This is a genomic window from Cohnella xylanilytica, assembly GCF_014212175.1.
In the GTDB taxonomy this organism is placed as follows: domain Bacteria; phylum Bacillota; class Bacilli; order Paenibacillales; family Paenibacillaceae; genus Cohnella; species Cohnella xylanilytica.
On record NZ_JACJVR010000110.1, the window covers coordinates 115,537 to 141,772 of the forward strand.

The window sequence follows — 26,236 nt, forward strand, 5'->3', positions numbered from 1 at the left end:
GGTCACCCCTTCGCTTTCTCCAACGTTTTCCACGGGAACATTCTGCGGTACAGCCAAGCGAACAGCTGGTCGGTGATAAGTCCGAACAGGCCGATGACGAGAATGCCGAGGACGATCCGGTCGGTGCTCAAGTAGCGCTGCGCCTGCATGATCCGGAAGCCGAGACCTTCGGAGGCGGCGACCAGCTCCGCCACGACGAGGTACGTCCACGCCCAGCCCCACGTCGTCCGGAACGTGTCCACCATGCCCGGAAGAGCCGCGCGGAACACGATGCTGCGGGTAATCTCGCCCTTGGTGAAGCCTAGCGTATGGCCGACCTCGACGAGAGACTTGTTGACCGTCTTGCAGTTGTCGGCGATCATGATGACTTCCTGGAAGAAGACGCCGAGGAACAGGATGAAGAACTTCTGCAGGTCGCTCGTGCCGAACCAGAGGATGGAGAGCGGAATGAAGGCGACCGCGGGCATGTAGCGGATGAGGCCGATGAGCGGTTCCCAGACCGCTTGCCAGGCCTTGGAGGTGGCCATCATCATGCCGATCGGAACCGCGAACACCGTCGAGATGACGAAGCCCATCAGGATGCGGTAGAAGCTGACGCCGACGTCCTTGAAGAAGATGCCTTCCTTGATCTCCTCGCCGAGGGCGTTCAGGGTTCCGCCCGGCGTCGGCAGGAACAGCGGGTCGATCAGGTTGGAGTAGGTCACGACGGACCATACCGCGAGCACGACGAGGATGCTTGCGATCGATAGAATCGTATATTTTCTCACTTGCATCCCTCACCTAAATATGATTAAAACCAAAACCGATGGTTTCATGTTCGAAGCCTTTTTTGGGCGCGCCGATCGTGCCGTAGACGGCGACCGCGACCCAGTCTCCTTCGTGCTGGACAGCCCCCGCGAACTTGCCGCGGACGATCGAGAACGTGAGGCCTACCGTCCGAAGGATGTTGCCGAATTGCACCTCTCCTCTGCCCACGCCTTGGAGCGCCTCGATGATGGCGTGGTAGACCGCATGCACCTCGCGGTACGATTCGCTGTCGATGATATGATTGTTCTTCGCGGCGGTCTCGATCGCGGCGATGACCTTCATCATATCCATCGCGCCGACCCGGCCGATCGTGAACCGGTAGCCGCCGGCGGTCAATTCTTGCTCGACGCTCTTCCTCCACTCGTGGTCCTGCAGAACCGCGAGCAGAATCGCCAGCTTGCCAACGGGGAAGTTGGCGTCCGGTCCGTTGTGCATGTGTCTGATCCCCTCTCGATGGACTGGTGGAGAAGCCGCCTCCCCCCCGTCGTTGCCGGTCGGAAGGCGGCTCCCTCGTTCGTTGCTGCGCTCATTCATAGCTCCCGCCGATGACGGATACTAGAAGCTTGCACTGGAGCTATTTAAGTCGGAAGCTTACTTCAGTTGGAACATTTGATTCAGGTCGACTTGCTTGTCCAACACTTTCTGATTCGTCAGAATGCCTTGGATGTTCGTTGCCGTCTTCAGGAATTCGCCGGAGTCGGCCAGCTTCGCCTGATCGGCGGACGTGAAGTAGCTCAGCCCTTCAAGAATGACCGGAAGCTCGGCGACGTCGATGCCGCTCTTCTCGGCGATGATCTTGTTGCCGGCGTCCTTGTTCGCTTCCCAGTAGGCCATCGTCTCGTCCCATACTTGCTTGAGCTGGTCCTTGACGCCCGGATGCTCGGTCAGGTAATCGGACTTGATGACGGTCAAGTCGCTGATGAGGCCGGGAGCGTTCTCGCCGGAGTAGATGAGCTGCACGTCGCCTTTGGCTTTGACCGTGGAGATATAGGGCTCGTATGTGACGGCGGCGTCGACCTTGCCCGACAGCAGCGCGAGGCCCGCGTCGGAGGCCGGCATGTAGACGACCTGCACGTCGTCGATCGTCATGTTGTTGTCGGCCAGCGCTTGGCGAAGCAGCAGGTCGGACGTCGTGCCTTCTTCGAAGGCGACCTTCTTGCCCTTCAGGTCGGCGATGCTCTGCGCCTTGCCGGCGGCGAGAATCGCGTCGGCCTTCTTGGACTCGTCCAGCAGAATGATGCCGTTCAGCGCCAGGCCGTTGTTGCCCACCATCTTAATGGCCGTATGAGTGGCGATGTTGGCGACTTTAATGTTGTCAGCCGCGAACGCCGCGTTGATATCGGAGTCCTGGTTGAAGTTCACGACCGTGACGTCCAGGCCGTGCTTCTTGAATATCCCCTGCTCGGCGGCGATCCACCAGGGAGCGTAGCCTACCCAAGGCTCGACGCCCATCTTGAAGGACAGCGTCTCCGTCTGGGCGGGGGCGGAAGATCCCGCGCTAGCGCTCGGGCTCGAGGAAGCGTCCGAGCCGGAAGCGCTGTTCCCGTTGTTGCCTCCGCCGCATGCGGTGAGCATGGCGATCGTAAGTCCCGTTACTGCCATCAACGACCATTTTTTCTTCATGTTCTGTCTCCACTCCATTCTGTTTTGTCGAGGGTTGAGTCTGTGTTCTCTGATTGCTTCGTCTAGCTCAACATAATTCCGGCAAAACCGACAACGTTTGGCAAAATCCCCCCCTATATAAAAAATAAAAATGTGCTAGAATACAGGAAATTAATCCCCTGTAATTCTATAGCACATTCTGATAACTAACAACTATTTTGCGCTTATTAATAATGTAATCCGAGGACGAACGCTTGTCAATAAAACGCGTTAACTTTCATTACATTTTTTCATTAAAATCCGGATTGGAATAAAACCGCGGCTTCCCTCTTTCATTTTGTAACTGTTTACATTTCAATCGCTTCATTTTTAAGCCCTTTCAAATAGGAGAAGGTGCGGCGAAAGGTTCCGGCAACGCGTTATATTACATAACAGCTCGTTGCAATGAAAAGAGCGCCGCGCTAAGCGCGACGCCCTCTCGAACCTTGTCGATGCAGGTCGAATGCGAACATTAAAGACAGGATCAGGAAGAAAACGGCGTAGGACCCGATCAGCAGCCGGATATCCGTCTCCGGCAGCAAAATCGACGAACTGATGATTCCGAACAGCCAGATATGCGACAAATTGCCTACGATGGAAGAGATCAGGTACGGCGCCGGCCGGATCGACGACACGGAGGCCAGGAAGGCGATCACGTTGTTCGGCATGATCGGCAGCGTGCGCATCAGGATGATCGTCCACACGCCGTACAATTGAAAATACTTTTTCCACTTCGAATACCGACTCTCGTACCGCGCCAGCTTCCTATCGAACCAATCCGCGAACCAGTAACGGCAGCAGAAATAGACGACGAGCGAGACGACGATGCTCACGAGCCAGCTCACGATCATCCCGTTCGCCAGGCCGAGAGCCGAGATGTGCAGCATGATCAGCGTGCTGAACGGAAATAAGCCGAGAAATCCTTGGATGATGGCCAGCGGCACGGTGATCAGCAGGATGTTGAAGCCGTCCAGCTGCGTGACGCTTAGCAGCCAATCGATACTATCGTTGATGATCGACATGATCGAACACGTACCTTCCGCGTTGTGCCTATTCCTACCAGCATAGCACATTAATATGAACGGGACGTGAAGAAGGATTCGCCATCCGCCTTCCGAGGGTCACGCTTCTTGAACGATATTCTTGAATTGGTTGCGGAACATTCGGTAATAATCGCCCTGCTTCCGCATAAGCTCGTCGTGCGAGCCCTTCTCGCGGATCGTCCCCTTGTCGATCACCATGATGGCGTCCGCGTCCCGGATCGTATTCAGGCGATGGGCGATGATGAACGTCGTCCTCCCTCTCATGATATGGAGAAGAGCCTCTTGAATATGACGTTCGGTTCTCGTGTCGATGCTGCTCGTCGCCTCGTCGAGGATGAGGATCGACGGCTTGGCGAGCACGACGCGGGCGATGGCCAGAAGCTGCCGCTGGCCTTGGCTGAGATTGCCCCCGTTCTCGCTGAGCTCCGTGTCGTACCCCTTCGGCAGCTGGCGGATGAAGGCGTCCGCGTTGGCGGCGGCCGCCGCTTCCCGGACTTCCTCGTCCGTCGCGTCTTCTCTCCCGTACTTGATATTATCTTTAATCGTTCCCGAGAACAAATACGTATCCTGAAGCACGATGCCGAAGACGCCGCGCAGGCTGTCGCGCGTATACTCCCGGATATCCCGACCGTCGATGAGGATCCGGCCTCCCGTCGTCTCGTAGAACCGAGTCAGCAGGTTGACGACCGTCGTCTTGCCGGCTCCGGTCGGTCCGACGAGCGCGACGCTCTCCCCCGCCTTGGCGCGGAAGCTCATGCCGCGGACGATCGGAGCGTCGGGACAGTAACCGAAGGTGACGTTCTCGAATTCGACTTCGCCTCTCGGAGCGGTCAGGCGGACGGAGCCGGCCGCGTCCTCCGCCTCCTCCTTCTCGTCCATCGCCTCGAATACCCGCTCCGCGCCGGCAAGGCCGGATTGCAGCACGTTGTAGACGTTCGCCAGGTCGTTGAGCGGCCGGACGAACTGCCGCGAGTAGCTGATGAAGCTGGCGATGACGCCGACGGTGACCATTCCTTTGACCGCGAGCATGCCCCCGACGATGGCGACGGCGGCGAAGCCGATGTTGTTGATGACGCTGAGCAGCGGCATGAGGAAGCCCGACCAGATCTGCGCGCGGATGCCGACGTCCCGCAGCTTCCGGTTCGCGTCCTCGAAGCCTTCGATGACCTTGTCCTCGCGGTTGAACGCCTTCACCGCCTCGATGCCGGAGATCGTCTCCTCGATCTGTCCGTTCAGCTGGCCTAGCGTGGCCTGCTGCTCGCGGAACAGCGACGACGTCCGCTTCGCGATCGTTCTCGCCAGCAAGTAGACGAGAGGGACCGTGATCAGGCTGGCCAGCGTCAGCAGCGGGCTGAGCGCGAGCATCATGACGAGCGATCCGGCGATGGCGATGACGCCGGACATCAGCTGCGACGTCGTCTGCGACACGGTCGTGCTGACGTTGTCGATGTCGTTGGACAGCCGGCTCATGATCTCGCCGTGGCGCCTCGTATCGAAGTAGGCCAGCGGCAGCTTGTGCAGCTTGGCGAAGAGAGCTTCTCTTAGGCTCTTCACGATCCGCTGGGAGACTCCGGCCATGAGCCAGCCCTGCAGCCAGGTGAGAAAGGCGTCTCCGACGTAGGCGGCGGTTAGGCCGATCAGGGCGGCCTCGAGCAGCCCGAAGTCGACGCCTCCGCCGGAGGGGCCCGAGATCGCGTCGACGGAGACGCCGATCAGGTAAGGGCCGGCAAGCGTCAGTCCCGAATCGGCGAGGATCAGGGCGAAGACGACGGCGAGCCACTTCCTCTCCCGGCCGATGTACGACCACAGCCTCTTCAGGGTGCCCGCGCGGTCCTTGGCCTTCTGGACGGGAGCTCCCCTGCCGCCGCCGGGAGGTCTCCCCGGAACGAGCGGCACGGCGGGCGGATTCGGCCGCCCGGCCCCTTGTTCACGCTCTGACGCCATCGCTATGCATCTCCTCGCCGATCTGAGACCGATAGATCTCTTGATAAATACGGCACTCCCGCAGAAGAGTCTCATGATCGCCGATCCCCGCGACTTCGCCGCCCTCCAGCACGAGAATCCGGTCCGCGTCCATAACGGACGTGATCCGCTGCGCGATGAGCAGGCAAGTCAGCCCTCGGGCGTAGCTCCGCAGCGCTTCCTTGATCGCCGCCTCCGTCGCGACGTCCACCGCGCTCGTGCAATCGTCGAGAATGAGCACCCGCGGCTTGCGGACGAGCGCCCTCGCGATCGAGATCCGCTGCTTCTGTCCGCCCGACAGGTTGACGCCGCCCTGGCCGAGCTTCGTCCGATAGCCTTCCGGCAGCGCGGCGATGAAGTCGTGCGCGGCCGCCATCCGCGCCGCCTCGGCGACCTCCTCCTCCGTCGCGTCCTCCCGTCCCCACCGGATGTTGTCCAGAATCGTGCCGGAGAACAGCATCGGCTTCTGCGGGACGACGGCCACCCGGTCGCGCACGAGCTTCGGATCCAGCAGCCGGACGTCGACGCCGTCCAGCTTCACCGCGCCCTCTGTCGCGTCATGGAGCCGGGGAACGAGCCCGACGAGCGTGCTCTTGCCCGAACCGGTCGAGCCGATGATGCCGATCGTCTCCCCCGGACGGACGGAGAGGTCGATCCCCTTCAAGGCGGGAGCGCCTACGGGACCGTTGTACGAGAAGGAGACTCGCTCGAAGTCCACTCTTCCCGATCCGTCCAGGAGACGGCCGGCATCCTCTTGCCAAGTCGTCTCGTCCCGGACGGACAGCACTTCCTGCATCCGTCCGACGGAAGCCTTGGCGCGGACGAGCATGTTGAACACCATCGAGATCAGCATAAGCGAGAACAAGATCTGCGTCATGTAGTTGACGAACGCGACGATGTGTCCTACCTGCATGCTTCCGCCGTCGACGCGAAGGCCGCCGAGCCAGATGACGGCGACGATGCCGAAGTTGACCGTCAGCAGAATGGCCGGGTTGAAGACGGCCATCCTTCGCATCGCGTTCGCCGAGCTGCGCCGGAACTCCTCGTTCACCCGGCCGAACTTCTCGGATTCGCCGGCGAACCGGTTGAACGCCTTGACGACGCGGACCCCGGCCAAGTACTCGCGCATGATGCCGTTCAGCCGGTCCATCGCCGCCTGCACCCTCAGGAACATCGGGAATCCGATCCGGATGTTCAGTGCGATGAGAGCGCCCACGACGGGAACGACGACGACGAGCACCAGGGAGAGGCGCGGGTTGAGGCGAATCGCCATGACGAGGCTGCCGATGCACAGAATCGGAGCCTTGGCGAAGATGCGCATCATGCCGTTGACGAAGTTCTGCAGCTGAGTGACGTCGTTCGTCAGCCTCGTGACGAGAGACGCCCGGTCGAACCGGTCCAGGTTGCGCAGCGAGAGCGACTGGATATGCCGGTACAGGTCGGACCGGAGCTCCGAGCCGAACCGCTGGGACACCTGGCTGGAGACGATGTTCCGTCCGGAGGCCGCGATCGCGCCGACGGCCGTCACGAGCAGCATGTAGCCGCCGTACCTCAGGACGGCGGTCCGGTCCAAGGTCGCGACGCCTTCGTCGATCATTCGCGCCAGAAGCGTCGGCTGAAGCAGGTCGCACGCCGCCTCCATGGCGACCAGCAGGAACGCGACGCCGAACGACAAGCCGTATTTCCGTATATATTTAACCCAATTGCCCATCGTATGCCGCTCCTCCGCCGCAACGACAAAGGAAACCGCCTTCGCGGTTTCCCCTGCCGATTTTGCCGGACATATGCCCTTATTCCATTGTATAGCGGACGGAACCTCCGCACAATATATCTTACGACTAAACTTTCCGCTCGCGCAGCCTCTCTTCCCGGAACCACGCCGCGAACCGCCGGATGCCGTCCTCGAAGCTCGTCGCCGGCTCGAAGCCGAGCAGCCTCTTCGCCTTGGAGGGATCGGCCCACGTCCGCTCGACGTCTCCGGGCTGCGGAGGCAGCCGGTTCAGCACCGCGCGGGCGACGAGCTCCCTCTCCAGCGCCTCCACCATCGCCGTCAGGGAGACGGTGCGGCTGCCGCCCAGGTTCACGATCTCGTACACGCCGGTGTTCGCTTCGACGTGCCGGATCGCGCTCCGGATCCCTTCCACGATATCCGCCACGTAAGTATAATCCCGGCTCGTCGATCCGTCGCCGTAGAAGGGTATCGGCTTGCCTTCGGCGATCAGCGCCGCGAACTTGCGGATGGCGAGGTCGGGTCTCTGCCTCTCTCCGTACACCGTGAAGAAGCGAAGCATGAGGCCGTCGATTCCGTGCAGATGGCGGTACGTCGCTCCCAGAAGCTCGCAGCTTATTTTGGAAGCGGCGTACGGGGAGATCGGCCGATCGACGGGATCGTCCTCCGAGAACGGCGCCTTCGGATTGTTGCCGTAGACGGACGAAGAGGACGCGCATACCCACTTGGTTACGCCGTGCGCCCGCATCCGTTCGAGCAGCAGCAGCGTCCCCTTGACGTTCACGTCCAGCGTCTCCAAAGGCCGGTCGATGGACGCGCGCACGCCCGGCAGCGCGGCCAGATGGATGACGACGTCGGGCTTGTATTCGCGGAACAGCCGGTCCATCGCGGCTTCGTCGCGGATATCGGCGAGCTCGAGCCGGTACGTCTCCGAATTCGCGAGCGATTGAAGACGGGACAAGTCTTCCGCCCGCCCCTTGTATTCGAAGATCGGCTCCTTCCCCAGCGACTCGAGGACGTTGCGCGCCTTGTACCGGTAATCGTACAGCTCCGCGAAGCTGTCCGCGTTGACGACCCGATGGCCGTCTCGCAGCAGCGATTCGCATAGATGCGACCCGATAAACCCCGCCCCGCCCGTCACCAGATAAGTGGCCATCCGCTCTCTCCTTCTCGTTCTTTCGTCATGGGGTCAGCTTTTCTCCTTGTAGAACACGTGCCTGGCGGAGATTCGGGTACCTTCGATCTTGATCAGGCCGAACGAATATTGCGGCTGCTTGCGCTTCGCGGTCGGGGAACCCGGGTTGAACACGATCACTCCGTTCACTTCCTTCAGAACGGGGACGTGGGAATGGCCGTACACGATGCAGTCGACCTCGGATTGTTGAAAAGCGCGCAGGGCTCTCGCTTCCGTCGAGCTGCGGGCGCCTTCCCCGTGCCCGTGCACGAGGCCGATTCGCTTGCCCCCGAGCTTCAGGATCTTGCGCAGGCCGAACCGCTTGACGATATCCGGCCCGTCGTTGTTGCCCGCGACGCCGTCCACCGGCGCCAGCTTCTCCAGCTCCGCGAGCACGCCCAGCTCCGTCCAATCGCCCGCGTGGACGATCCGGTCGACCTTCCCGAACGCTTGCACGAGGGGAGGCGGAAGCGACTTCGCCATTCGGGGCATGTGCGTATCCGATACGACTCCGATCAACACCGGAGCATCCCTTCCTTCTTACGATCCGTAATACTTGCGAAGCTCGCCGGCCAGCCCGAGCGGGTTCTTGAGCAGGTCCTTGGCGCTGAAGTACACGTCGCCTTGAATCTCCGCGAGCTTCTTATTGTAGTTCAATTGATCGACGATTTCCTGGGCCGATTGCCAGCCCGCCTCGCTCGTTCCTAGTTTGTACGGGGCGTGGCCGATGTATAGCTTGACCTTCGTTCCCCGGACCTCGTTCGCCCACCAATCCGCGAGAACGTCGTAGCGGGCGTTCTTGTACGAGAGGCTCCAGTAAATCTGCGGCACGACATAGTCGATCCAGCCGCTCCGGATCCATGTGCGCACGTCCGCGAACATGCTGTCGTACGTCGTGACGCCGGCCTTGGTATCCGAGCCTGTCGGGTCGGCCGATTGGTTGCGCCAGACGCCGAACGGACTGATGCCGAACGCCAGCTTCGGCTTCGCGGCGTGGATCGATTCGCTAAGCTGGCGAACGAACCGGTTGATGTTGTCGCGGCGCCAATCCGCCTTGGCCGTGAAGCCTCCGTCGTTGTAAAGCTTGAACGAGGCGTCGTCGTTGAACGTCGCCCCGGACGGATAGAAGTAGTCGTCCAGGTGGACGCCGTCGATGTCGTAACGGTTTACGACTTCCAGGATGGCGTCGATGATGTGCTGCCGGGCGGCCGGAACGCCGGGGTCGAGATACGTCACTTTGGAGCCGGAAGACGATTGAACCGGGACGACCCAATCCGGATGTTGGATTGCCACGTGGTTCGCCGCCAGCCCCGCCGTCGTCGCGTCGACGCTCGCGCGGAACGGATTGAACCATGCCTCGAAGCGCATGCCGCGGTCATGCGTCTCCTCGATCAGGAAGGCGAGCGGATCGTACCCGGGATCTTGGCCTTGCGTCCCCGTCAAATATTTGGACCACGGCACGAGGCTGGACGGATACAAGGCGTCCCCGGTCGGACGGACCTGCACGAACACCGTGTTGATGCCCATTCCCTGCAGCTCGTCGAGCGTCTTGCGATACTCCTCCTGCTGCTTGGCCGCGTCGCCGTACGAGGCCTTGGACGGCCAATCCAGATTGTAGACGGTGGAGATCCAGGCGCCGCGCATGGCGGTGGAGCCCTCGTTCGCTTCTCCTCCATTCGAGCCCGGATTCGAGCCCGGATCCGAGCCCGGTTCGGCTCCCGTTCCTTCGGGCGTCGTCAGGGTAATCGTGCGAGTCTTCGAGTTCCAGTCGACGACGACGCCCAGGTTCTCCCCGACGAAGCGAAGCGGCACCATGATCCGGCCGTTCTTCGCGTCAACGGTGTTATCCAGAGACACGGATCGGCCGCCGACTTCGGCGAACTTCTTGCCCTTGGTCATGCGGATCGTCGCGTCGCCGCGGGAGATCGTCGCCGTCTGGTCGCTCTGCGACCAATGGACCGAAGCGCCCAGATTCTCGCTGATGACCCGGATCGGCACCATCGTGACGTTCGCCTTCGGAACGACGTAAGGCGCCGCGTCCGTGGCGAGAGGCTGGCCATCCAGCACGATCGAGATGTCGCCGGCGGCCGGCGCCGCGTTCGCGCCGTCGATCCGCAGCCAAGGGACAAGGAGGGTCAGGAGACAGAGGAAGATCAAGCTCTTGCGCAACCGCATCGATTACAAAACTCCTATTCTTAACATAATCATTCCTGTCATGAATAGACGTCTTATTGAAGATTTAGTTGCACGGGAGGCGTTATCCCCTCCGTTCAGGAGCGGCTCGTCCCAACAGACCGTGAAGGAATGCCGCTTGAAGCAGGCTCCGCGCATAAGCAAAATGACCATTCCGCTAGGGATGGCCATTTTGCTCGCTCCTGCGACCGTAACGTCCGTTACTATACATGTATCTTCATATCCGAAGCGTTCTCCGTTACGTTTCATCCGTTACAGTTCCCTCGAACTAACGATTGGGCTTTTGCAGCGCGCGCCACGGGCGTATCTCGGACCACCGAGCCACTGTAACCTCCCAAACAGCCGTTACAGCGCACAACTTGGGCTGCCGAGCCTTTGTAACCTCCAAAATAGCGGTTACAGCACGCACCTCAAGCCACTGAGTCTCTCTAACCTCCAATTTGGCGGTTAGAGCGCGTAAACTAGCCAACTCGCCCTCTCCAACATCCAAAATAGACGTTACGGCATGTTCATTGGCCGCCAGACTCACTCGAACCGCCCATATGGGGTTACAGAACCCGGTACAGCCGCGCATGCTCTCCAATCGCCAAAATGAAGGTTACGGCCCTTTGTTCCTTTTTTCCTTTGTTCCTTTGTTCCTTTGTTCCTTTGTTCCTTTGTCCCTTTGTCCCTGCAGCACCGCGCCTTGCAGTCCCGCAGAACCCGCCGGCTTACCGCAGAACCGGCGTCTGGCCGGCGGCGGCGAGCCTTCTCTTCGCTTCCTCGTACACGTCGGCTGGCAACGCGCCCTTGCTCGCATAGCGCACGTTCTCGGCGAGATGCTCCGGCTTCATCGTCCCGACGATCGTCGTCGACAAGTTCGGATGGCTGAGCGTGAAGCGAAGCAGGAACCCCGTGCGGCTCTCCCCTTCCTCGAGCAGCTCGTCCAGCTTGGCGTCGTCCCACAGCTTCCACTTGTCCTCGGCTCCGAGGCCCGCGCCCGGTTCGCCGCGTCCGACGCCTCCGCGAATGATGATGCCCGCGCCGGCAGCGGCAGCTTCCCGAATCAAATCTTCGTGGGCGCGCTCGAGCGCCGAGTACGGAATTTGGAACGTATCGAAGTCGCCGGAATCGATATACGCCGGAAGATGAGGCAAATAAGACGAGATGCCGATCCAGCGGACCTTGCCCGATGCCTGAATCTCCTTCAGGACGTCGACCAGCCCGCCTTCCTTCGTCTGCTCGACCGTCGGGCCGTGCAGCTGCAGGACGTCGACGTAATCCGTCTTCATTCTGCGAAGGCTCGTCTCGATGTTATGGAGCAGATTGTCGCGAGTCCACACGTGCGGAGTCTCGTCGTGGTCTCCGCAATCGACGAGAGTGCAGCCGCACTTGGTTGCCAGAATATATTCGCTTCGGCGGTGGCTGATATAGCGGCCGATCAGCTCTTCGCTTCGCCCGTAGTCGTAAGCGGTATCGATAAAGTTGATGCCCGCGTCGAGAACCGCGTTCAGGATCCGGCCGGAGTCCTCGTCGGAGATCGGCCTTCCGCTCCAGACGCGGGGCCCCCGAATCTCCATCGCGCCGAACCCGAGCTTCGTGACCGGCAATCCCGTTCTTCCGAGCAGCGTTTTCTCCATTGCAACCAAGCTCCCTTCCCATTTTGGAATCTACTAATTTTACCATACCGCACCGCGGAACGCCCGATCCCCGAGACTCTCCCGTATCGGATCTTCCTCTTTAAGCCATACTATCCAATACGATTCGAAAAAAAGAAAGAAGATGCCGCATGTCCATCCTTCTCTCTCGCCTGTGCCTGACGATCGTGCTCGCCGCGACGATCGCCGTCCCCGGACTTCCTGCCAACGCGCGGGCGGAGCCCTCTTACGCCAAATGGGGCCGCATCGCCATGCAGGAGACCCGCAGCCGCTACGAATCCGCCTCGATCGTCGATTATCTCCATGCGGGACGCAGGAACTTGTCCCCGCATCTCGCCGAAGAGCGCTTCCGGCTCTGGCTCAGACGCGACGGCCGCGAATTCGGCGTGAACGTCGCGGTCCGGTTCGATCCGGCGGACGACCGGCTGATCGCGGTCCTCTTCGAATGACGATCGATCGACTTCAGTATTCATCCCGGCGGTTCAGATCCTTCAATTCCGCCAAGATCGAGTCGAGTCTCTGGATGATTCTCTCGTCGTTCGCCAGCTTCCTCTTCAATTTGCCGTCGATGCTGAGAATACCGATAACAACGATCAGCGGCAAGACGAACATGAGAATGGCCCACCCTTCCAAAACCGATCAACCTCCCTCGCCGTCGATAGAATCCCGCGCCGAGTCAACCGTAACCGCGGACAACACCCGCTTCAACCGGCCCCGAAGCTCCTCGTCCGCGATCTCTCCCCGCTCGTTCACGTATTGGCTCGCGAGCGGAATCGTAAGCTTCCCTTCTTCCGGCACGTCCGCCATCAGCATCCCGAGCGTCAGCAGCAGCGAAGCGAAAGCCTTGTCTCCGCCCGCGACCGTCGGAGAGGCGCTGATGACGCCCGTCGGCTTGTGCATGAAGTCGGCCGACGACACCGTCCATTCCAAGGCGTTCTTCAAGACGCCGGGCACGCCGGCCGCGAATTCCGGGGTGCAGATGACGACGGCGTCCGCCTCGCGAATGGCCGCGCGCAGCTTCCGAACCGATTCCGGTTCGGGCTCCCCGTCGCGATCCCGCTCCGTGCTGAAGTAGGGCAGCTCGTCCAGACCGTCGAACAGCCGAAACTCGACTCCGCCCGGGGCTAAATCGGCCATCGTTCGAAGAATGGCCGTATTGACCGACTGCTGCCGCAAGCTGCCTGAGATACCGAGCGCGATCACCGATCAACTCCTCCTTCCCGTTCTTCCTCGTCTTCTTCCAACAGCTCTCTCAAATAAAACTTGCGATTCTCCAGAAATCTTCTCGTCGTCTGATAATGATCCGTGTCCTCGTAACGAATGAGACCGACCGGCGAAGCATCGAAGTTGTAGATGTCCGCGTCCGGATAGCCGAGCAGAATCGGCGAATGGGTGGCGATAATGAGCTGGGCGCGGCGCTGAAGCTCATGGATGATGCGGAGAAAAACCAGCTGCCGGGCCGGGGACAGAGCCGCCTCCGGCTCGTCGAGCAGATAGATCCCCGGGCGGCCGAACCGGTTGCGGAACAAGGCGAGGAACGATTCCCCGTGCGACTGCTCGTGCAGCGACCTGCCGCCGTAGGAGTCGTAGACGGACGGATATTCCCTCGCGATCTCGTCGATATGATTGGCGAAGCCGAAGAACGATTCGGATCGCAGGAAGAAGCCGTTGGTCACCTTCGGCAGCCACGACAAACGGATGTAATCTCCCAGCATCGCTTCCGACGAGGCCAGCTCGTAATAGTTGTTCCTCCCCCCGCCGGCGGTATGGAAGCCGCATTGATACGCGATCGCTTCGAGCAAAGTCGACTTGCCCGAGCCGTTCTCCCCGACGAAGAACGTCACGTTGCGGCGGAACTCGAGACTATCCATCGTACGGATGGACGGAACGTTGAACGGGTATCGGTTCGGCGACGTTATCTTCTCGTGCAGAATTCGGACTTCTCGCAAAGACATGGCGCCCGCCTCAACGATTGGCCCGATCGTCCCGGATCTCCCGGAGCGTCTTGTGCAGCTCGTCTACCTTGCGGATCAAGGAATATTGGTTGCTGATCAGGAAGAACATCGCGATCGCGAACAGAACGACTAGAAACCACATGCCGATTCCCTCCTTCGATAGAAAAAGCGCAAATATCTCCCCCGCGGACGGATCGCGATATTTGCGCCTTGGATGTCTGGATGTCTATGTTGCTCGCCTGTTCCGCCTATTCCGCCGAGTACAGCTCCGTCGACAAATACCGTTCTCCGGTATCCGGAAGGAGCGCGACGATCGTCTTGCCCTTGTTCTCCGGCCGCTTGGCCAGCTGCAGCGCCGCGAAGACGGCGGCTCCGGAGGAGATGCCGACGAGCAGGCCTTCTCGGCGGGCGAGAGCCCGAGCCGTCTCGAAGGCGTCGGCGTTCTTGACGGGGAGGATCTCGTCGACCACGTCCCGGTTGAAGTTGTCCGGCACGAAGCCCGCTCCGATGCCCTGAATCTTATGAACGCCCTTCGTTCCGCCGGACAGCACCGGAGAATCGAACGGCTCGACCGCGACGATCTTCACGGAATCCTTGCGCTGCTTGAGCACTTCGCCGACCCCGCTGATCGTGCCGCCCGTGCCGACGCCGCCCACGAACAGATCGACCTCGCCGCCGGTGTCTCTCCAGATCTCTTCCGCCGTCGTCTTCTTGTGGATCTCCGGGTTCGCCGGGTTGCTGAATTGCTGCGGAATGAAGGAATTCGGCGTCGCGGCGGCGATCTCTTCCGCCCGGCGGATCGCGCCGGCCATGCCTTCGTTCGCCGGCGTCAGCACCAGCTCGGCTCCGAGCGCCGCGAGCAGCTTCCGCCGCTCGACGCTGAAGCTCTCCGGCAGCGTAATAATTAATTTATATCCAAGCGCCGCCGCGGCGAAGGCGAGCCCGACGCCCGTATTGCCGCTCGTCGGCTCGATGATCACGGAGTCCGGCTTCAGCAGCCCCTTCTCCTCCGCGTCCTTGATCATGGCGTAGCCGATCCGGTCCTTCACGCTGCCGGCGGGGTTGAAATATTCCAGCTTGGCCACGATCCTCGCTTCCAGACCGTGATGCCGGTTGAAGTTGGTTAGTTCCAATAGAGGCGTGTTGCCTATCAGTTCCGTCAAATTGCTGGCGATTCTCGTCATGTTGCTTCCGCAACCTCCGTTTTGTCGTGATTATCCCACTGAATCAGTCGGCAATTAGACTCTAACACGGTTCGGAAGCAGAAATCAAATAAGACGCGGGTCCGCTGCCCGCGCCTTCCGTCGCCGTTATTTATAGCGAGATAATCAAATACGCCGCCGCCGCCCACATGACGACCGCCGAGATCTTGTTCAATACCCGGGCGAACCGGCCGGTGCGATCCTGTCTTCCGACGATGCGGCCGGCCGCGGCCAGCGTCAGGAACCAGAGCCAGGAGACCAGTACGCAGGCGCCGGCGTAGACGAGCTTCTCCGTCCCGGAATAGGACAGAGAGCCGGTTCCGATCACGCCGACCGTATCGAGAATGGCGTGCGGGTTAAGGATGGAGATCATCGCCGTATAGCCGATCAGCTTCCGGGTGTGCCGGGGCATCGCTTCCGCGTCGGCGGACGAGGCAGGCTTCGCCTTCCAGCTGAGGTACCCCATGTAGAGCAGGAACAGCATTCCGCCGACGGCCAGCGCCGTTTTGAGCCAGCCGACTCCAAGCACGAGCAGCGAGACCCCCGACACCGCAAGGACGATCAGCAGCGTATCGCAGACCGAAGCGGTCAAGACGATCGGCAGCGCTTGGACGAATCTGGAACGGCTGGCCCCCTGCGAGAAGACGAAGAAGTTCTGAACGCCGAGAGGCAGTATGAGTCCGAGCGCGAGGACGAACCCGTGGAGAAAAGCCGCGACCATCGGTTACAGCTCGAACAGGCCGTCTCGCTCGACTTTGGCGACCCGCAAGGCATACTTGCTATACCATTCCGACTGGCCTCTCCGTTGAGCGACTTGATGCAGGGCATGTTCCTTCCAAGCGCGAATCGCTTCTTCCGACTCCCAGTAGGACACCGTAATTCCGTTGCCGTCGGCGCCGCGCGCGCTCTCGACTCCCAGGAAGCCAGGCTGCCGCGAGGCCAATTCTACCATTTTATCGCTCATCGCCCCGTATCCGTTGTCTCCCTCCGTCCTCGTCGAAGAGAAGATAACGGCGTAATAAGGGGGCTTGGGCGTATTCGCGAGAAAACTCAAACGAATAACCCCTCCTTCCGGATTCCTTCATTATCCTCCGAATAGAACATCCAGCACCGTTCCGAGAGTTCCCGGCTTCTTCCCTTGGAGTACCTCGGGATCGTAAACTTCTACGAAGCCGCAATGGTTGCAGGACACGAATAGATAGTGGTTATGCTGGATGTCGAACAGCTTGCTGAGCCCCGTTCCCGTCATCGCCACTTCCTTGACTCTCGCGTCGTCTCCTCCGCACTTGGCGCAGCGGAACCGGCTCTGGATCGCGTCCGCCACGTTGAGATCGTTCAGCTCCCGGTCCTCTTCGAAGTCCTCCTCGGTGACGTCGTACAGGCGCTCCAGACAGATCGGACACTTGCCCTGCTCGATCTCGACTTCGTGCCGGCAATATGGACATTCCATCGGCTACCCCTCCCCTACTTCGAACCATACCGGAATCTCGGCTATACGGTCAACCAGTATTTGAGGAAAGTCTGCTCAAGCTCGTAGCCGTTGTTCTCATACAGCCGCTGGGCCGTGCGGTTCGTCGCCGCCGTCGTCAGCTCGACTCGCTTGGCCTTCGTCAGAACGGCGTACTCCCGAACCGACTCCAGCAAACTCCCGCCGACTCCGCGGCCGCGGTAGGATTCCCGGACGTACAGATCGTTCAGGATCCAGATCCGCCGCATCGACACCGAAGAGAACGAGGGATACAGCTGGGCGAACCCGGCCGCTCTCCCCGTCTCCGTCTCTTCCGCGAGATAGACGACCGATTCGTTATGCTCGAACCGGTTCCACAGGAACTCTCTCGCACCGGCGGGATCGGACTCCGTGCCGTAGAACACGCGGTATTCGTCGAACAGCTCGGCCAGCGAATCCAGATCTTGAATCGCGGCTTGGCGAACGCGGAATGCGATCATATGGATTCCCTCCTCTACCCTTCCCTATCAAGATATCCCTATCCTCTCATAACTCCCAGTCCCGAGGGAATGAACGAATCCGCGCAATTCATGGATTCATCGTCCGTTTCCGTCCAAATATTTACAAATGCAGCAAGTTCGATTATCCTATCCCTTTAGATATGTACAACTACCCATACGGGAACGGATGCGGGGGACATGAGATTGTTCATTAGGAATTATCGCGAGGCGGATATCGACTCGATCGTCGACTTATTTTATGGCACCGTTCATGCCGTTAACAAGAGAGATTACTCGCGGGAGCAGCTTGACGCTTGGGCTTCCGCCAACGACCTGGAAGAGCGGCGCGAGAGCTGGAGGGCTTCTCTAAGCCGTAACATCGCCTTCGTGGCCGAGAAAGAGGAACGTATCGTGGGCTTCACCGATATGAATCGGCAAGGCTATCTCGACCGATTGTTCGTTCATAAAGATTATCAAGGTCAAGGAATCGCCTCGGCGCTGATAAGCGTTCTCGAATCCGAAGCCAGAAAATCAAATTTGCCGGAGATAACGACGAATGCGAGCATCACCGCCAAACCTTTTTTCGAGAGCAAAGGGTATCGGGTGGTCCGATCGCAAATCGTCGAACGCAAAGGCGTAGAACTGGTCAACTATAAAATGATTAAAGAATTGAATCCGCAATAGAACGGTTGTAATAACTCAAGGGTAGATTGGAGGTCGTGATCTTGGTGGAGAAGGTCTTCTGGACAAGTCCGTATTTAACCGAATTAGAGGCTATCGTTCAAACCGTGAAGGATAACGAGATCACCGTGAATCGAACGATTTTTTATGCTTTGTCCGGCGGACAGGAGAGCGATGCGGGAACGATCGGGGGCTAAAATGTCATTCAGGATTCCCCCAATTCGAAGAAAAAGCCCACGCTATTATCCGTGCCGACTACGATATCGCTAGCGAGTTCTCCGATGTCAGCAACGGCAGGAGGTACTGGGAGATCAAGGACCTTGCGAAGGTTCCTTGCGGAGGAACGCATCTGCATCGAACGGGCGAAGTCGGCGTCATCAAACTGAAACGAAATAATATCGGCAGAGGGAAGGAACGAATCGAAATCTACCTGCAAGATTAACGAGATTCGTTCGATCGCGTGCCGGAATGGCAGGGCGAACCCGGACGGACCGAGTGATCGTCCGGGTTCGTCTTCCTATCGCCAATTAGGCGACGCGAGGACGACCGACGTCTCGATCTGCCTCTCCGGCACGTTCCAATACTGGAGCAGCAAGTCCCTTTTCTTATCCGAAGGAACCAGCCCGAACCCGTTCTTCCGATAGAACGAGATCGCCCAGTCCGCCGCCTCCCAAGTGCCGATCAGGATCGGCTTGTCCGTCGATCCGACGAGGTGCTTCAGCAGCTTCGTTCCGACCCCTCCTTGACGTCTGGACGTTCGGACATACGCATGCCGAATGAGCGCGACATCCCCTTTGTCCTGGATGCCCATCACCCCCGTCAGCTCCCCGTCCTCTTCGAAGCCCCAGAAGACGACGCCGTCCCGAATCTCGTCCGCGAGCTCCTCCTCGCTCATGTACGGATCGTGATAGCGATCGTCGGGAATGACGTCTTGGTACGCCTTCGCCGCGTCGTTGATGATCAGATAAATGTCCTTCTCGTCTCTCTTCTCGCACAACCGAATCATAAGTCTCCTCCTCATTCAGATTCCTTCGCCTCTGCCGATTCGTTCCGGAATCGGCTTCTCCATTCCTGGACGCCGAGCACGCCCACAATAATAAGCGAGGCTCCCGCGATATGCCAATAGGTCAGCCGGTCGCCCATCAGGATCACCCCGGCCAAGATCGACAATAGGGTGCCCAAGTTGACGAACAGGCTCATCTTGAAGGCTTCCAGCTTCGACAGCAGGAAGTTGGACAGCAGCGACGACGCGACCGACGTGAAAAGCCCGAGATAAGCGACGGCTCCGATAAATTCGCCGTGCCCGAGCGGCTTCAGCATCGCGCCCATGGTCCCCTCGTACGCATGGCGGCCGACGGCAAACGCATCGAAGAAGACGCAACCGACGAACATCATGGCCGCGCTCATCTCGAAGGCTGAGAACCGGCCTCGATGGAATCGGGCCAGAACGCTGTACAAGGACAAAGCGAGGGACGATGCCAGCAGCATCGCGATCCCCGCGACGTTCGAGCCGCTAGGCCAATCGCCGCCGGAACCCATCATGACGACGACTCCGAGCACCGAGCAGCCGACCGCCAGCTTCTGCGCTAGCGTCGAGCGCTCCCGAAGCACGAGCGCGGAGAGCATCAGCGTGAAGACCGGCGAAGTCGCCTGATAGATGCCGGCTTCGGAAGATGTCGTGTAGACGAGACCGGAAGCCTGCAACCCGAAGAACGCCGTCGGATACAGCAGCCCGATCGGCAGCAGCGGCAGCCATTTTCTCCATTCGTTCGATTGCCGGAATCGCGTCCAGGCGGGAACCAGCATCACGACGAAGGCCAACGTGAACCGGGCGGCGAGGGTATCGACGGGATCCGCGAACCGCATCGCCGACTTCGTAAAAACGTAAGTAAAGGCTATAATCGTCGAGTATAATAGAGCCATCAAGTAGACTCTTCCCGAATTGGCCAACTCTATCCCCTCTCGTTCTATGCGGCAGCCGGCCGGCTTCGTGTTCTAGCATATCGGGAGCGCGGACGCGATTCAATTCCCTTTTGCCCCTACTGTACCAGTACAGACGAACGAGGAGACGAGCCGAATGACGAGAAAATTCGCAACGATCCAGAGCGACATCGAATGGCAAATGAGAGAGGGGGCGATACGGGGCGGACAGAAGCTTCCGTCCGTTCGGGAGCTGGCGGACCGCTACTCCTGCAGCAAGAGCACGGTCGTGAAGGCCTACGCGGAACTGGAGAAGCGCCATCTCGTCTACTCGGTACCGCAAAGCGGCTATTACGCGGTGGCGAAGAACGGCGATATCGCTCCGAAGCCCCGAACGGTCGTCGACTTCGCGACGGCCTCCCCCGATCCGGAGCTGTTCCCTTACCGGGATTTCCAGCATTGCCTGAACAAAGCGATCGACAAATACCGGAACGACCTGTTCCTGTACGGAACCCCGCAAGGTCTTCCGTCGTTCCTGAACGTCTTGAGCAAGCACTTGCCCGACAGCCAAGTATTCGCCCGGCCGGACGAGATGGTCGTCACCTCGGGAGTCCAGCAGGCGCTTCACCTTCTCGCGACCATGCCCTTCCCTAGCGGCAAACGGACCGTGCTGCTCGAACAGCCGGGCTACCATCTGCTGATCCGGCTGCTGGAGACTCACGGCATTCCCGCGCTCGGCATCGCCAGGGACGAACAGGGGATCGATCTCGACCGGCTCGAGAGCCTCTTCCGCGCGGGAGACGTCAAGATGTTCTACACGATGCCGCGGTTCCACAACCCTCTCGGCACTTGCTATTCGGAGCGGACGAAGAAAGCGATCGCCGAGCTGGCCGCCCGCTACGACGTCTATGTGATCGAGGACGATTATTTGGCCGACTTGGAGACCGAGCCCAAGCGAGACCCGATCCACGCCTACGACTCCTCCCGGACGGTCTACTTGAAGAGCTTCTCCAAAATCCTGTTTCCCGGGCTGCGCCTTGGAGTCGCCGTCCTCCCTCCGCCTCTTCGGGAGACGTTCAAAACCTACAAGCAGCTCTCCGACTACGACAGCTCCTTGCTCTCGCAAGCCGCGCTCGAGATTTACATGCAGAACGGCATGTTCGATCGCCGCAGGCGGAAGATCGCGGCCGCCTATCATCGACGGATGCGGCTGCTGACGGAATCGCTGGATACCTATAACGATACCGGCTATGTCCGTCATGCGAACGTTCGGTCCGGCGTTCATACGCACCTCGTTTTGCCCGAGAAGCTGAATGTCGCCGACCTGATCCGCAAGCTCCTTCCGCGCCAGATTATCGTGAAGGATAGCTCGTCTTGCTTTTTGCCGAACACCGATCCGCTGCCGATCCTGAAGCTCAGCGTCTTTCAGGCGGCGGAAGATCGCATCGAAGACAGCGCGAGGCAGCTCATGAACGCGATTAAGGACTCTGTCACAAAATAAAGCCGTTCCTTGTCTTTACTCATGTCAGACCAAATAGAATCGACAAGGGAGTAGAGAACATGGAAAAGCTGCTCGTCATCAACGCGCACCCCGTCGCGGATTCCGAATCGTCCGTTAGCCTTCTGGTGCTTCGACGTTTTGTGGAACGATATCGCAAGTTGAATCCGGAAGCGCCAATCGAACAAATCGATTTATACCGGGAGCCCATCCCTTGCATCGATCGCACCTTCCTGAGCGTGCAGGAGAAAAGGAAAAGGGAGGAGCCGTTAACCGAGGAAGAACAGCGGCTCGATTCCCGAATGTCGGACATTCTTCGGCAGTTCAAGAGCGCCAAGAAGTACGTGATCGCCATGCCGCTGCATAACTTCAATATCCCGTCGAAGCTGAAGGACTACATCGATAACATCCTGATCGCCAAAGAGACGTTCGCCTATACGGACCAAGGGTCCGTCGGCCTGCTCCATGACGGCAGGAACGTTCTCGTCATTCAAGCGAGCGACGGAATCTATACGAACGGCGATTGGTATTCGGAAGTCGAGTACTCCCACCATTATTTGCAATCGATGTTCAACTTTATGGGGGTCGACTATCAAATCATTCGCGCGCAGGGCGTTTACTCGTTGGGACGGGACGAGGTTCTGGCCAAGGCCTATCGGGAAGCCGAGGAGGCGGCCGCCGCGTGGGCGCAGGCGGGTCTACTAAGGGAAGCTTCCCGATGACTCCGTACCCGCATGCATGCGTACGCTTATCGGACCGAACCGCCGCCTCTTAGCATCGCCGCCAGCTTGCGGTAAGCCCGCTCCGTCAGCATCGGATCGTACCGCTTGTCGTACGGATTGGCGAACCCGTGAGCGCCGGGCAAATATTCGACGTCCGTCAATGGCTTGACCTCCAAGACCCTCTGCGTCTCGGGGGTCATTCGCTTCTCCTCGTCTTCGCTGAAGAGCAGAAGCGCCGGGCACCGGGGGGATACGTCCGCATAATCGCGAATGCGAGAGCCGTAGTAGCAGACGACGCCGTCGACTCCTGCCTCCTCCGCGCAGCGCCAGGCGACCGTCGCGCCGACGCTGAAGCCGACGACGAAGACGCGTTCGTACCGCATGCGATGCAGGCGTATCGCCTCTCTCGCGGTCCCCAGCGCACGGTCGAATCCGACTTCTTCGGTGAAGAAGCGATACGCCGTATCTTCCTCCTCGTAAGCGAACGCTTCCCGGTTCAAGAGATCGGGAGCGAACACCTCCATCCCTTCGCTGCGAAGCCTCTCCTCGTAATAACGGATATGACCGTTTAACCCGTAGATTTCATGAAGCAGAACGACGAGCGTTCCCGAGCGTTCGGAAGGCGAGCCGCCCTCGAGGCGAGATCGGTAGTACTCGATTTTCTCATCTACCTTGCGCCGATGCTCCTGCCACTTCCGCAGCTCCGCTTCGATCAGCTCCCGATGCTCGGTCAGCATCTCCAATCGTTCCCCGAACGTCTCCTCTCCTCGTTCGCGCAGGGCGGAGAACCGCTTCGCGTCCCGGATCGGCATGCCCGTCTCCCGCAGCCGAATCAGGAACCGAATCCATTCCAGATCGGATTCCGCATACAGGCGGTACCCCTTCTCGTCTCTTCGAACCCCCGTCAATAATCCGATTCTCTCGTAATAACGGAGCGTATGCTCCGACAACCCCGTCCGTCCCGCCATTTGCTGAATCGTTAAATAGTCCATTCCGTCATTGTAGCACGAGGCCGAATCGAAAAAAACGCTTGCCTTGGAGCGCGCTCTAAACGGTAAGGTGGAACCAGGAAAGCCGATAAATTCTGCTTTTATCCAACGAAAAGGAGAGGTTGTACGATGAGCAATAACCGTTACGAACAAGGCTGGGCGAAGCTGATGGAGGTGGACGGAGAAGGCGGCCGGCGGGTGATCGAGTCGCTTCAGGATATCGCGCCCGATCTCGGCCGGTACGTGATCGAATTCGCGTTCGGCGATATCTATTCGCGTCCCGGACTGGATCTGAAGCAGCGGCAGTTGATCACGATCGCCTCCCTGACGACGCAGGGCGGCTGCGAGCCGCAGCTCATCGTCCACCTGAACGCCGCCTTGAACGTCGGCCTGACGCCCGCGGAGATCGTGGAGGCGATCGTCCACTGCGCGCCTTATACGGGATTTCCCCGGGCGCTCAACGCGATCTTCGCGGCGAAGCGGGTGTTCGAGGAGCGGGGCGTGTCGGTGTAGACTCGTTGCTCCTCATTCGATGCTCCACCCTTCCAATAAGAACGGGATCTCGGATAAACGACTTACCGATCCCGTCGCGTTCTTCGGCTTCGCGCAGCCGGAATCTTCCTTCCAGATCGTGCGCAGTCCGGCCTTCGCCGCTCCGTCGATGTCGTTCTCCGGATGATCGCCGACGAAGACCGCCTCCTCCGGCGAGACGCCAAGCCGATGGAGCGCCCGGAGGAAGATCTCCGGGTCGGGCTTGCGCACCCCTTCGCGTTCGGAGATCAGAATCTCGTCGAAAAAGGGGTTCAAATTCAAGGCGGAAATATTCGACTCTTGAAAGTCCGTATAGCCGTTCGTGACGAGAGCCAGCTTGAATCCTCGCCGCTTCAGCCCTTCCAATAATTCGATCGTTCCGGGGAACGGCCGGCAGTGGAACCGGAACGAATTCACGTAATCCGCGAGCAACTCCTCCGCGTTCGCTCGCCCTTCCGCGCCGAATTCCTCGATCAGCGTCCGGTAGACCCGGTCTTTCCAGACGCAGCCCCGGGCATCCAGCTCGACGAACCTGAGCTTGAATGGTTCCTTCGGAATGTGCCTGAACGCTTCCAGCCGGTCATACTGGTTGTCTAAGAATGCTTCCAAGGATCGATCCCGGTCCAGCAGCGTTCCGTCCAGATCGAATAGTACCGCTCGAATCATAACGTCCCCTCCTCGTCTGCGCGCGTCATTACTCCCCCGTATTGTAAATCCGCGCAAGCGGGAGGGGAAGCTGAACGCCAAAAAAGCTCCGCGTAAAGCGGAGCTTGGACCTTAATGTCTTAATCGTACGAATTGGTCCGGATGGGACCGGATATAGACGGCGATTCGTTCGACGCTCTCCGGCACGATCGTCCGGAAGCTCTCGTACAGGAAGCCGATCTGCCCGTGCAGCTCCCCCTCTTCGATCGCGGCGCCGGAGCGACTCCCCCGATTCGCCTGTTCGACGACCCCTCTCGCGTCTTCCAGGAGGCTGAGCATCGCCGCTTCGCCGAAGAAGCGCAAGCTTCCGAGGACGCCGTCCCAATAAGAAGGCTGCTCCAGCAAGTAAGAGAGCCATGCCCGGAAGTCCTTCTCCGAACCGCTGGCCGGATACAGAACGCGGAACAGGCACGCCGCGCGCTGCCCCTCGCTTAATTCGTCCATGATCTCCTTCTTCGCCGCCGGCTCCCTTCCGCTCATTCGCCGGACGGCCGGTTCCGAGCAAGCGAGGAACAGCTCCAGATCCCCGAACGAATCGAATTGCCCTTTCTCCATTTCCAATAACATGCAAGCATCGCCTCCTACAGCTATCTTATTTTTGATTGAGTTATAAGTCAATATAAAAAGCCAAAAAAAACGACGATTGTCCGATACGCACACTAACTTGGTTTTTCATGTTCAGGTTCACCTCTTTGCCGAGCTCGGACCGTGCAGGATTTGAATGCAGGCGGTTTAACGAGTGCGATTTTTCGTATAAAATCGTCGAAGTAAATCGCATGAAGATGATTTCTGTATGATTTTTCACATAATACGTAGGCAACGCGCCGTTATAAGGTCGAATTTGTATGTTTTCTCGCACAAATCCATCCGTTGCACCTTCTAAAGACGAATTCTATGCGATTTTTCATACACAGTACGAATCAATTTCTCGTTCGGCGTTGCAATCGGAATCGCAGGGTCCGGTTCCCCCGGTCGAAACTTGAATCAGGCAAGCTAGAGGAGCCCGACGCGACACGATTCCATAAAAGCAGGTGACTCTAAGCCCGGATAAAAAAGAAAAAAATCCGTGTATCGTACCGCGAAGGAACTTCGAGCGTCCTAACATCGGATAGAGCCCCGCGGGGGCTCCGGCGAATACCGAGTCACGCCTTGAACAAGGCGACCGAAGACTCGACGACCTGGTCCAGGATCGGCGTTAATCGCTCGTGCAAGGCTGCCCCCTCCGTCCCTTGCGCATCAAGCTCTTGCCGTGCCTGCTCCAGATAGGTCATCCCTTGCGACACGGAGCCCCAGAACTGCATCGCCATGAGGCCCGCGTCTCCCGGCCGGATCTCGCCGCGCGCGATGCCCTTCTCGATCGCAGCGATCATCGGGAGCATGAAGCTCTTGACCCAGTCGAACGGGGAGATCTCGCCCGGCTCGTACAGATGGTGCGCGTCCAGGCCGATTCTGGCGTAGAAGCGCGGGATCGCCGGGTTGTCCAGCACGCGCTCGCACACCGATCGGGCGTAGCCGCGGAACAAGTCGAGCGTCGAGCCTTCCTGCTCGAAGTGCGCCGCGGTGTTGCGCCGGGACTCCTCCATCATGAATTCGTACAGCTCGCGGAACAGGTTCTTTTTATTTTTGAAATAGTAAAAGACCAGCCCGTGAGCCAGGCCGGCCCGATCCGCGATCGCCCCCATGTCGGAGGCGGCGTAACCTTTATCGACGTAGACGTGAATGGCGGCGCGCAGAATCTCCTGCTTCCGCTGCCTGCGAATCTCTTCGTTCTGTTCCTTCGTGCGGGGCATGGCGTCGTTCCCCTTCTCGTCACTGCTAGGAATTCAGTCGAGAATTATAGGAGATCGAACGCCCGTTGTCAACGGCTGTTACAGCCGGCTGTCGTTGTGCTGTGATAATG

Annotated in this window: 32 protein-coding genes; 7 read left to right on the forward strand and 25 right to left on the reverse strand. The window is 59.4% G+C overall.

Annotated features, from left to right (window positions below; translation table 11 throughout):
- Positions 1-2: 2 nt before the first annotated feature.
- The 10 genes from H7B90_RS27035 to H7B90_RS27080 form a co-directional block, all read right to left on the reverse strand.
- Positions 3-767: an ABC transporter permease gene (locus H7B90_RS27035; RefSeq protein ID WP_246578667.1), complete on the reverse strand. Its 765-nt coding sequence runs from the start codon at positions 765-767 to the stop codon at positions 3-5.
- Positions 768-780: 13 nt separating this feature from the next.
- The gene (gene hutP / locus H7B90_RS27040) at positions 781-1,242 is read right to left on the reverse strand and encodes a histidine utilization transcription antiterminator HutP (protein ID WP_185139012.1); all 462 of its coding nucleotides are present in this window, start codon (positions 1,240-1,242) and stop codon (positions 781-783) included.
- 156 nt (positions 1,243-1,398) lie between these two features.
- Positions 1,399-2,430: an ABC transporter substrate-binding protein gene (locus tag H7B90_RS27045; RefSeq protein ID WP_185139013.1), complete on the reverse strand. Its 1,032-nt coding sequence runs from the start codon at positions 2,428-2,430 to the stop codon at positions 1,399-1,401.
- Between the two features lie 440 nt (positions 2,431-2,870).
- A complete protein-coding gene (locus H7B90_RS27050; protein ID WP_185139014.1) occupies positions 2,871-3,470 on the reverse strand; it encodes a VTT domain-containing protein in 600 nt (199 codons plus the stop codon).
- A 99-nt stretch (positions 3,471-3,569) separates the two neighbouring features.
- Entirely contained in the window at positions 3,570-5,435 is a 1,866-nt protein-coding gene (locus H7B90_RS27055) for an ABC transporter ATP-binding protein (protein ID WP_185139015.1), read from the reverse strand.
- Positions 5,419-7,164 (reverse strand): ABC transporter ATP-binding protein, encoded by a 1,746-nt coding sequence (locus tag H7B90_RS27060; RefSeq protein ID WP_185139016.1) that lies wholly within the window; start codon positions 7,162-7,164, stop codon positions 5,419-5,421. The genes H7B90_RS27055 and H7B90_RS27060 overlap by 17 nt, the downstream gene beginning before the upstream one ends.
- 127 nt (positions 7,165-7,291) lie before the next feature.
- Positions 7,292-8,338 carry a GDP-mannose 4,6-dehydratase gene (locus tag H7B90_RS27065; protein WP_185139017.1) on the reverse strand — a complete coding sequence of 349 codons (1,047 nt, stop codon included), beginning with the start codon at positions 8,336-8,338 and terminating at the stop codon, positions 7,292-7,294.
- Positions 8,339-8,371: 33 nt separating this feature from the next.
- Positions 8,372-8,878, reverse strand: a complete 507-nt coding sequence (locus H7B90_RS27070; RefSeq protein WP_185139018.1) for a metallophosphoesterase family protein — start codon at positions 8,876-8,878, stop codon at positions 8,372-8,374.
- 18 nt (positions 8,879-8,896) lie between these two features.
- Entirely contained in the window at positions 8,897-10,531 is a 1,635-nt protein-coding gene (locus H7B90_RS27075) for a family 10 glycosylhydrolase (protein WP_185139019.1), read from the reverse strand.
- A gap of 728 nt (positions 10,532-11,259) precedes the next feature.
- Positions 11,260-12,168, reverse strand: a complete 909-nt coding sequence (locus tag H7B90_RS27080; protein WP_185139020.1) for an aldo/keto reductase — start codon at positions 12,166-12,168, stop codon at positions 11,260-11,262.
- A gap of 149 nt (positions 12,169-12,317) precedes the next feature.
- Here H7B90_RS27080 and H7B90_RS27085 point away from each other — a divergent pair, with 149 nt between their 5' ends.
- Positions 12,318-12,635 carry a YqzG/YhdC family protein gene (locus H7B90_RS27085; RefSeq protein WP_185139021.1) on the forward strand — a complete coding sequence of 106 codons (318 nt, stop codon included), beginning with the start codon at positions 12,318-12,320 and terminating at the stop codon, positions 12,633-12,635.
- A gap of 13 nt (positions 12,636-12,648) precedes the next feature.
- Here the strand turns inward: H7B90_RS27085 and H7B90_RS27090 are convergent, their stop codons facing one another.
- The 9 genes from H7B90_RS27090 to H7B90_RS27125 all read right to left on the reverse strand — a co-directional run bounded on the left by H7B90_RS27090 (position 12,649) and on the right by H7B90_RS27125 (position 17,290).
- On the reverse strand, positions 12,649-12,819 hold the full coding sequence (locus tag H7B90_RS27090) for a hypothetical protein (protein WP_185139022.1): 171 nt from the start codon (positions 12,817-12,819) through the stop codon (positions 12,649-12,651).
- A gap of 6 nt (positions 12,820-12,825) precedes the next feature.
- Entirely contained in the window at positions 12,826-13,389 is a 564-nt protein-coding gene (locus H7B90_RS27095) for an NADPH-dependent FMN reductase (RefSeq protein WP_185139023.1), read from the reverse strand.
- Positions 13,386-14,141, reverse strand: a complete 756-nt coding sequence (locus tag H7B90_RS27100) for an AAA family ATPase (RefSeq protein ID WP_185139024.1) — start codon at positions 14,139-14,141, stop codon at positions 13,386-13,388. The genes H7B90_RS27095 and H7B90_RS27100 overlap by 4 nt, the downstream gene beginning before the upstream one ends.
- Before the next feature lie 10 nt (positions 14,142-14,151).
- Positions 14,152-14,283, reverse strand: coding sequence for a hypothetical protein (locus tag H7B90_RS33205; protein ID WP_260411248.1), 132 nt, complete (start codon positions 14,281-14,283; stop codon positions 14,152-14,154).
- A gap of 106 nt (positions 14,284-14,389) precedes the next feature.
- Positions 14,390-15,325, reverse strand: coding sequence for a cysteine synthase A (gene cysK / locus H7B90_RS27105; protein ID WP_185139025.1), 936 nt, complete (start codon positions 15,323-15,325; stop codon positions 14,390-14,392).
- Between the two features lie 130 nt (positions 15,326-15,455).
- Complete coding sequence (locus tag H7B90_RS27110; protein WP_185139026.1) at positions 15,456-16,064, reverse strand: LysE/ArgO family amino acid transporter; 609 nt, start codon at positions 16,062-16,064, stop codon at positions 15,456-15,458.
- A 3-nt stretch (positions 16,065-16,067) separates the two neighbouring features.
- Positions 16,068-16,397: an antibiotic biosynthesis monooxygenase family protein gene (locus tag H7B90_RS27115; RefSeq protein ID WP_185139027.1), complete on the reverse strand. Its 330-nt coding sequence runs from the start codon at positions 16,395-16,397 to the stop codon at positions 16,068-16,070.
- Between the two features lie 30 nt (positions 16,398-16,427).
- The gene (locus H7B90_RS33770) at positions 16,428-16,655 is read right to left on the reverse strand and encodes a zinc ribbon domain-containing protein (RefSeq protein WP_373316003.1); all 228 of its coding nucleotides are present in this window, start codon (positions 16,653-16,655) and stop codon (positions 16,428-16,430) included.
- 179 nt (positions 16,656-16,834) lie between these two features.
- Positions 16,835-17,290, reverse strand: coding sequence for a GNAT family N-acetyltransferase (locus H7B90_RS27125; RefSeq protein ID WP_185139029.1), 456 nt, complete (start codon positions 17,288-17,290; stop codon positions 16,835-16,837).
- Between the two features lie 204 nt (positions 17,291-17,494).
- On the opposite strand from H7B90_RS27125, the gene H7B90_RS27130 reads away from it, so the two are divergent.
- The 3 genes from H7B90_RS27130 (at position 17,495) to H7B90_RS33775 (ending at position 18,413) form a co-directional block, all read left to right on the forward strand.
- A complete protein-coding gene (locus H7B90_RS27130) occupies positions 17,495-17,974 on the forward strand; it encodes a GNAT family N-acetyltransferase (RefSeq protein WP_185139045.1) in 480 nt (159 codons plus the stop codon).
- Positions 17,975-18,015: 41 nt separating this feature from the next.
- Positions 18,016-18,168: an alanyl-tRNA editing protein gene (locus H7B90_RS32600; protein WP_221482182.1), complete on the forward strand. Its 153-nt coding sequence runs from the start codon at positions 18,016-18,018 to the stop codon at positions 18,166-18,168.
- Positions 18,169-18,281: 113 nt separating this feature from the next.
- Positions 18,282-18,413 (forward strand): hypothetical protein, encoded by a 132-nt coding sequence (locus H7B90_RS33775; RefSeq protein ID WP_376701766.1) that lies wholly within the window; start codon positions 18,282-18,284, stop codon positions 18,411-18,413.
- A 75-nt stretch (positions 18,414-18,488) separates the two neighbouring features.
- On the opposite strand, the gene H7B90_RS27140 is transcribed toward H7B90_RS33775, so the two are convergent.
- The gene (locus tag H7B90_RS27140; protein ID WP_185139030.1) at positions 18,489-18,977 is read right to left on the reverse strand and encodes a GNAT family N-acetyltransferase; all 489 of its coding nucleotides are present in this window, start codon (positions 18,975-18,977) and stop codon (positions 18,489-18,491) included.
- Positions 18,978-18,988: 11 nt separating this feature from the next.
- A complete protein-coding gene (locus H7B90_RS27145; protein WP_185139031.1) occupies positions 18,989-19,894 on the reverse strand; it encodes a DMT family transporter in 906 nt (301 codons plus the stop codon).
- 154 nt (positions 19,895-20,048) lie between these two features.
- On the opposite strand from H7B90_RS27145, the gene H7B90_RS27150 reads away from it, so the two are divergent.
- Both H7B90_RS27150 and H7B90_RS27155 read left to right on the forward strand, forming a co-directional pair.
- The gene (locus tag H7B90_RS27150) at positions 20,049-21,392 is read left to right on the forward strand and encodes an aminotransferase-like domain-containing protein (protein WP_185139032.1); all 1,344 of its coding nucleotides are present in this window, start codon (positions 20,049-20,051) and stop codon (positions 21,390-21,392) included.
- Between the two features lie 59 nt (positions 21,393-21,451).
- Positions 21,452-22,111, forward strand: a complete 660-nt coding sequence (locus tag H7B90_RS27155) for an FMN-dependent NADH-azoreductase (protein WP_185139033.1) — start codon at positions 21,452-21,454, stop codon at positions 22,109-22,111.
- A 26-nt stretch (positions 22,112-22,137) separates the two neighbouring features.
- Here H7B90_RS27155 and H7B90_RS27160 read toward each other — a convergent pair whose 3' ends face one another.
- Positions 22,138-23,103: a dienelactone hydrolase family protein gene (locus H7B90_RS27160; RefSeq protein ID WP_185139034.1), complete on the reverse strand. Its 966-nt coding sequence runs from the start codon at positions 23,101-23,103 to the stop codon at positions 22,138-22,140.
- A 126-nt stretch (positions 23,104-23,229) separates the two neighbouring features.
- Here H7B90_RS27160 and H7B90_RS27165 point away from each other — a divergent pair, with 126 nt between their 5' ends.
- Positions 23,230-23,613: a carboxymuconolactone decarboxylase family protein gene (locus H7B90_RS27165; protein ID WP_185139035.1), complete on the forward strand. Its 384-nt coding sequence runs from the start codon at positions 23,230-23,232 to the stop codon at positions 23,611-23,613.
- 12 nt (positions 23,614-23,625) lie between these two features.
- On the opposite strand, the gene H7B90_RS27170 is transcribed toward H7B90_RS27165, so the two are convergent.
- The 3 genes from H7B90_RS27170 to H7B90_RS27180 form a co-directional block, all read right to left on the reverse strand.
- Entirely contained in the window at positions 23,626-24,297 is a 672-nt protein-coding gene (locus H7B90_RS27170; protein WP_185139036.1) for an HAD family hydrolase, read from the reverse strand.
- Positions 24,298-24,408: 111 nt separating this feature from the next.
- Entirely contained in the window at positions 24,409-24,903 is a 495-nt protein-coding gene (locus tag H7B90_RS27175) for a hypothetical protein (RefSeq protein WP_185139037.1), read from the reverse strand.
- 575 nt (positions 24,904-25,478) lie between these two features.
- Positions 25,479-26,126, reverse strand: a complete 648-nt coding sequence (locus H7B90_RS27180; RefSeq protein WP_185139038.1) for a TetR/AcrR family transcriptional regulator — start codon at positions 26,124-26,126, stop codon at positions 25,479-25,481.
- Between the last annotated feature and the right edge of the window lie 110 nt (positions 26,127-26,236).

What these genes read in the sequence shown, in the direction of transcription:
- H7B90_RS27050 (WP_185139014.1), bottom strand. Translation starts at nt 3,470, where the DNA reads ATGTCGATCATCAACGATAGTATCGATTGGCTGCTAAGCGTCACGCAG.
- H7B90_RS27140 (WP_185139030.1), bottom strand. Translation starts at nt 18,977, where the DNA reads ATGATTCGGTTGTGCGAGAAGAGAGACGAGAAGGACATTTATCTGATC.
- H7B90_RS27170 (WP_185139036.1), bottom strand. Translation starts at nt 24,297, where the DNA reads ATGATTCGAGCGGTACTATTCGATCTGGACGGAACGCTGCTGGACCGG.
- H7B90_RS27060 (WP_185139016.1), bottom strand. Translation starts at nt 7,164, where the DNA reads ATGGGCAATTGGGTTAAATATATACGGAAATACGGCTTGTCGTTCGGC.
- H7B90_RS27080 (WP_185139020.1), bottom strand. Translation starts at nt 12,168, where the DNA reads ATGGAGAAAACGCTGCTCGGAAGAACGGGATTGCCGGTCACGAAGCTC.
- H7B90_RS27100 (WP_185139024.1), bottom strand. Translation starts at nt 14,141, where the DNA reads ATGTCTTTGCGAGAAGTCCGAATTCTGCACGAGAAGATAACGTCGCCG.
- H7B90_RS27065 (WP_185139017.1), bottom strand. Translation starts at nt 8,338, where the DNA reads ATGGCCACTTATCTGGTGACGGGCGGGGCGGGGTTTATCGGGTCGCAT.
- H7B90_RS27045 (WP_185139013.1), bottom strand. Translation starts at nt 2,430, where the DNA reads ATGAAGAAAAAATGGTCGTTGATGGCAGTAACGGGACTTACGATCGCC.
- H7B90_RS27155 (WP_185139033.1), top strand. Translation starts at nt 21,452, where the DNA reads ATGGAAAAGCTGCTCGTCATCAACGCGCACCCCGTCGCGGATTCCGAA.
- H7B90_RS27165 (WP_185139035.1), top strand. Translation starts at nt 23,230, where the DNA reads ATGAGCAATAACCGTTACGAACAAGGCTGGGCGAAGCTGATGGAGGTG.
- H7B90_RS27145 (WP_185139031.1), bottom strand. Translation starts at nt 19,894, where the DNA reads ATGGCTCTATTATACTCGACGATTATAGCCTTTACTTACGTTTTTACG.
- H7B90_RS27150 (WP_185139032.1), top strand. Translation starts at nt 20,049, where the DNA reads ATGACGAGAAAATTCGCAACGATCCAGAGCGACATCGAATGGCAAATG.
- H7B90_RS27075 (WP_185139019.1), bottom strand. Translation starts at nt 10,531, where the DNA reads ATGCGGTTGCGCAAGAGCTTGATCTTCCTCTGTCTCCTGACCCTCCTT.
- H7B90_RS27175 (WP_185139037.1), bottom strand. Translation starts at nt 24,903, where the DNA reads ATGTTATTGGAAATGGAGAAAGGGCAATTCGATTCGTTCGGGGATCTG.
- H7B90_RS27110 (WP_185139026.1), bottom strand. Translation starts at nt 16,064, where the DNA reads ATGGTCGCGGCTTTTCTCCACGGGTTCGTCCTCGCGCTCGGACTCATA.
- H7B90_RS27085 (WP_185139021.1), top strand. Translation starts at nt 12,318, where the DNA reads ATGTCCATCCTTCTCTCTCGCCTGTGCCTGACGATCGTGCTCGCCGCG.
- cysK (WP_185139025.1), bottom strand. Translation starts at nt 15,325, where the DNA reads ATGACGAGAATCGCCAGCAATTTGACGGAACTGATAGGCAACACGCCT.
- H7B90_RS33205 (WP_260411248.1), bottom strand. Translation starts at nt 14,283, where the DNA reads ATGTGGTTTCTAGTCGTTCTGTTCGCGATCGCGATGTTCTTCCTGATC.
- H7B90_RS27055 (WP_185139015.1), bottom strand. Translation starts at nt 5,435, where the DNA reads ATGGCGTCAGAGCGTGAACAAGGGGCCGGGCGGCCGAATCCGCCCGCC.
- H7B90_RS27160 (WP_185139034.1), bottom strand. Translation starts at nt 23,103, where the DNA reads ATGGACTATTTAACGATTCAGCAAATGGCGGGACGGACGGGGTTGTCG.
- H7B90_RS27180 (WP_185139038.1), bottom strand. Translation starts at nt 26,126, where the DNA reads ATGCCCCGCACGAAGGAACAGAACGAAGAGATTCGCAGGCAGCGGAAG.
- hutP (WP_185139012.1), bottom strand. Translation starts at nt 1,242, where the DNA reads ATGCACAACGGACCGGACGCCAACTTCCCCGTTGGCAAGCTGGCGATT.
- H7B90_RS27125 (WP_185139029.1), bottom strand. Translation starts at nt 17,290, where the DNA reads ATGATCGCATTCCGCGTTCGCCAAGCCGCGATTCAAGATCTGGATTCG.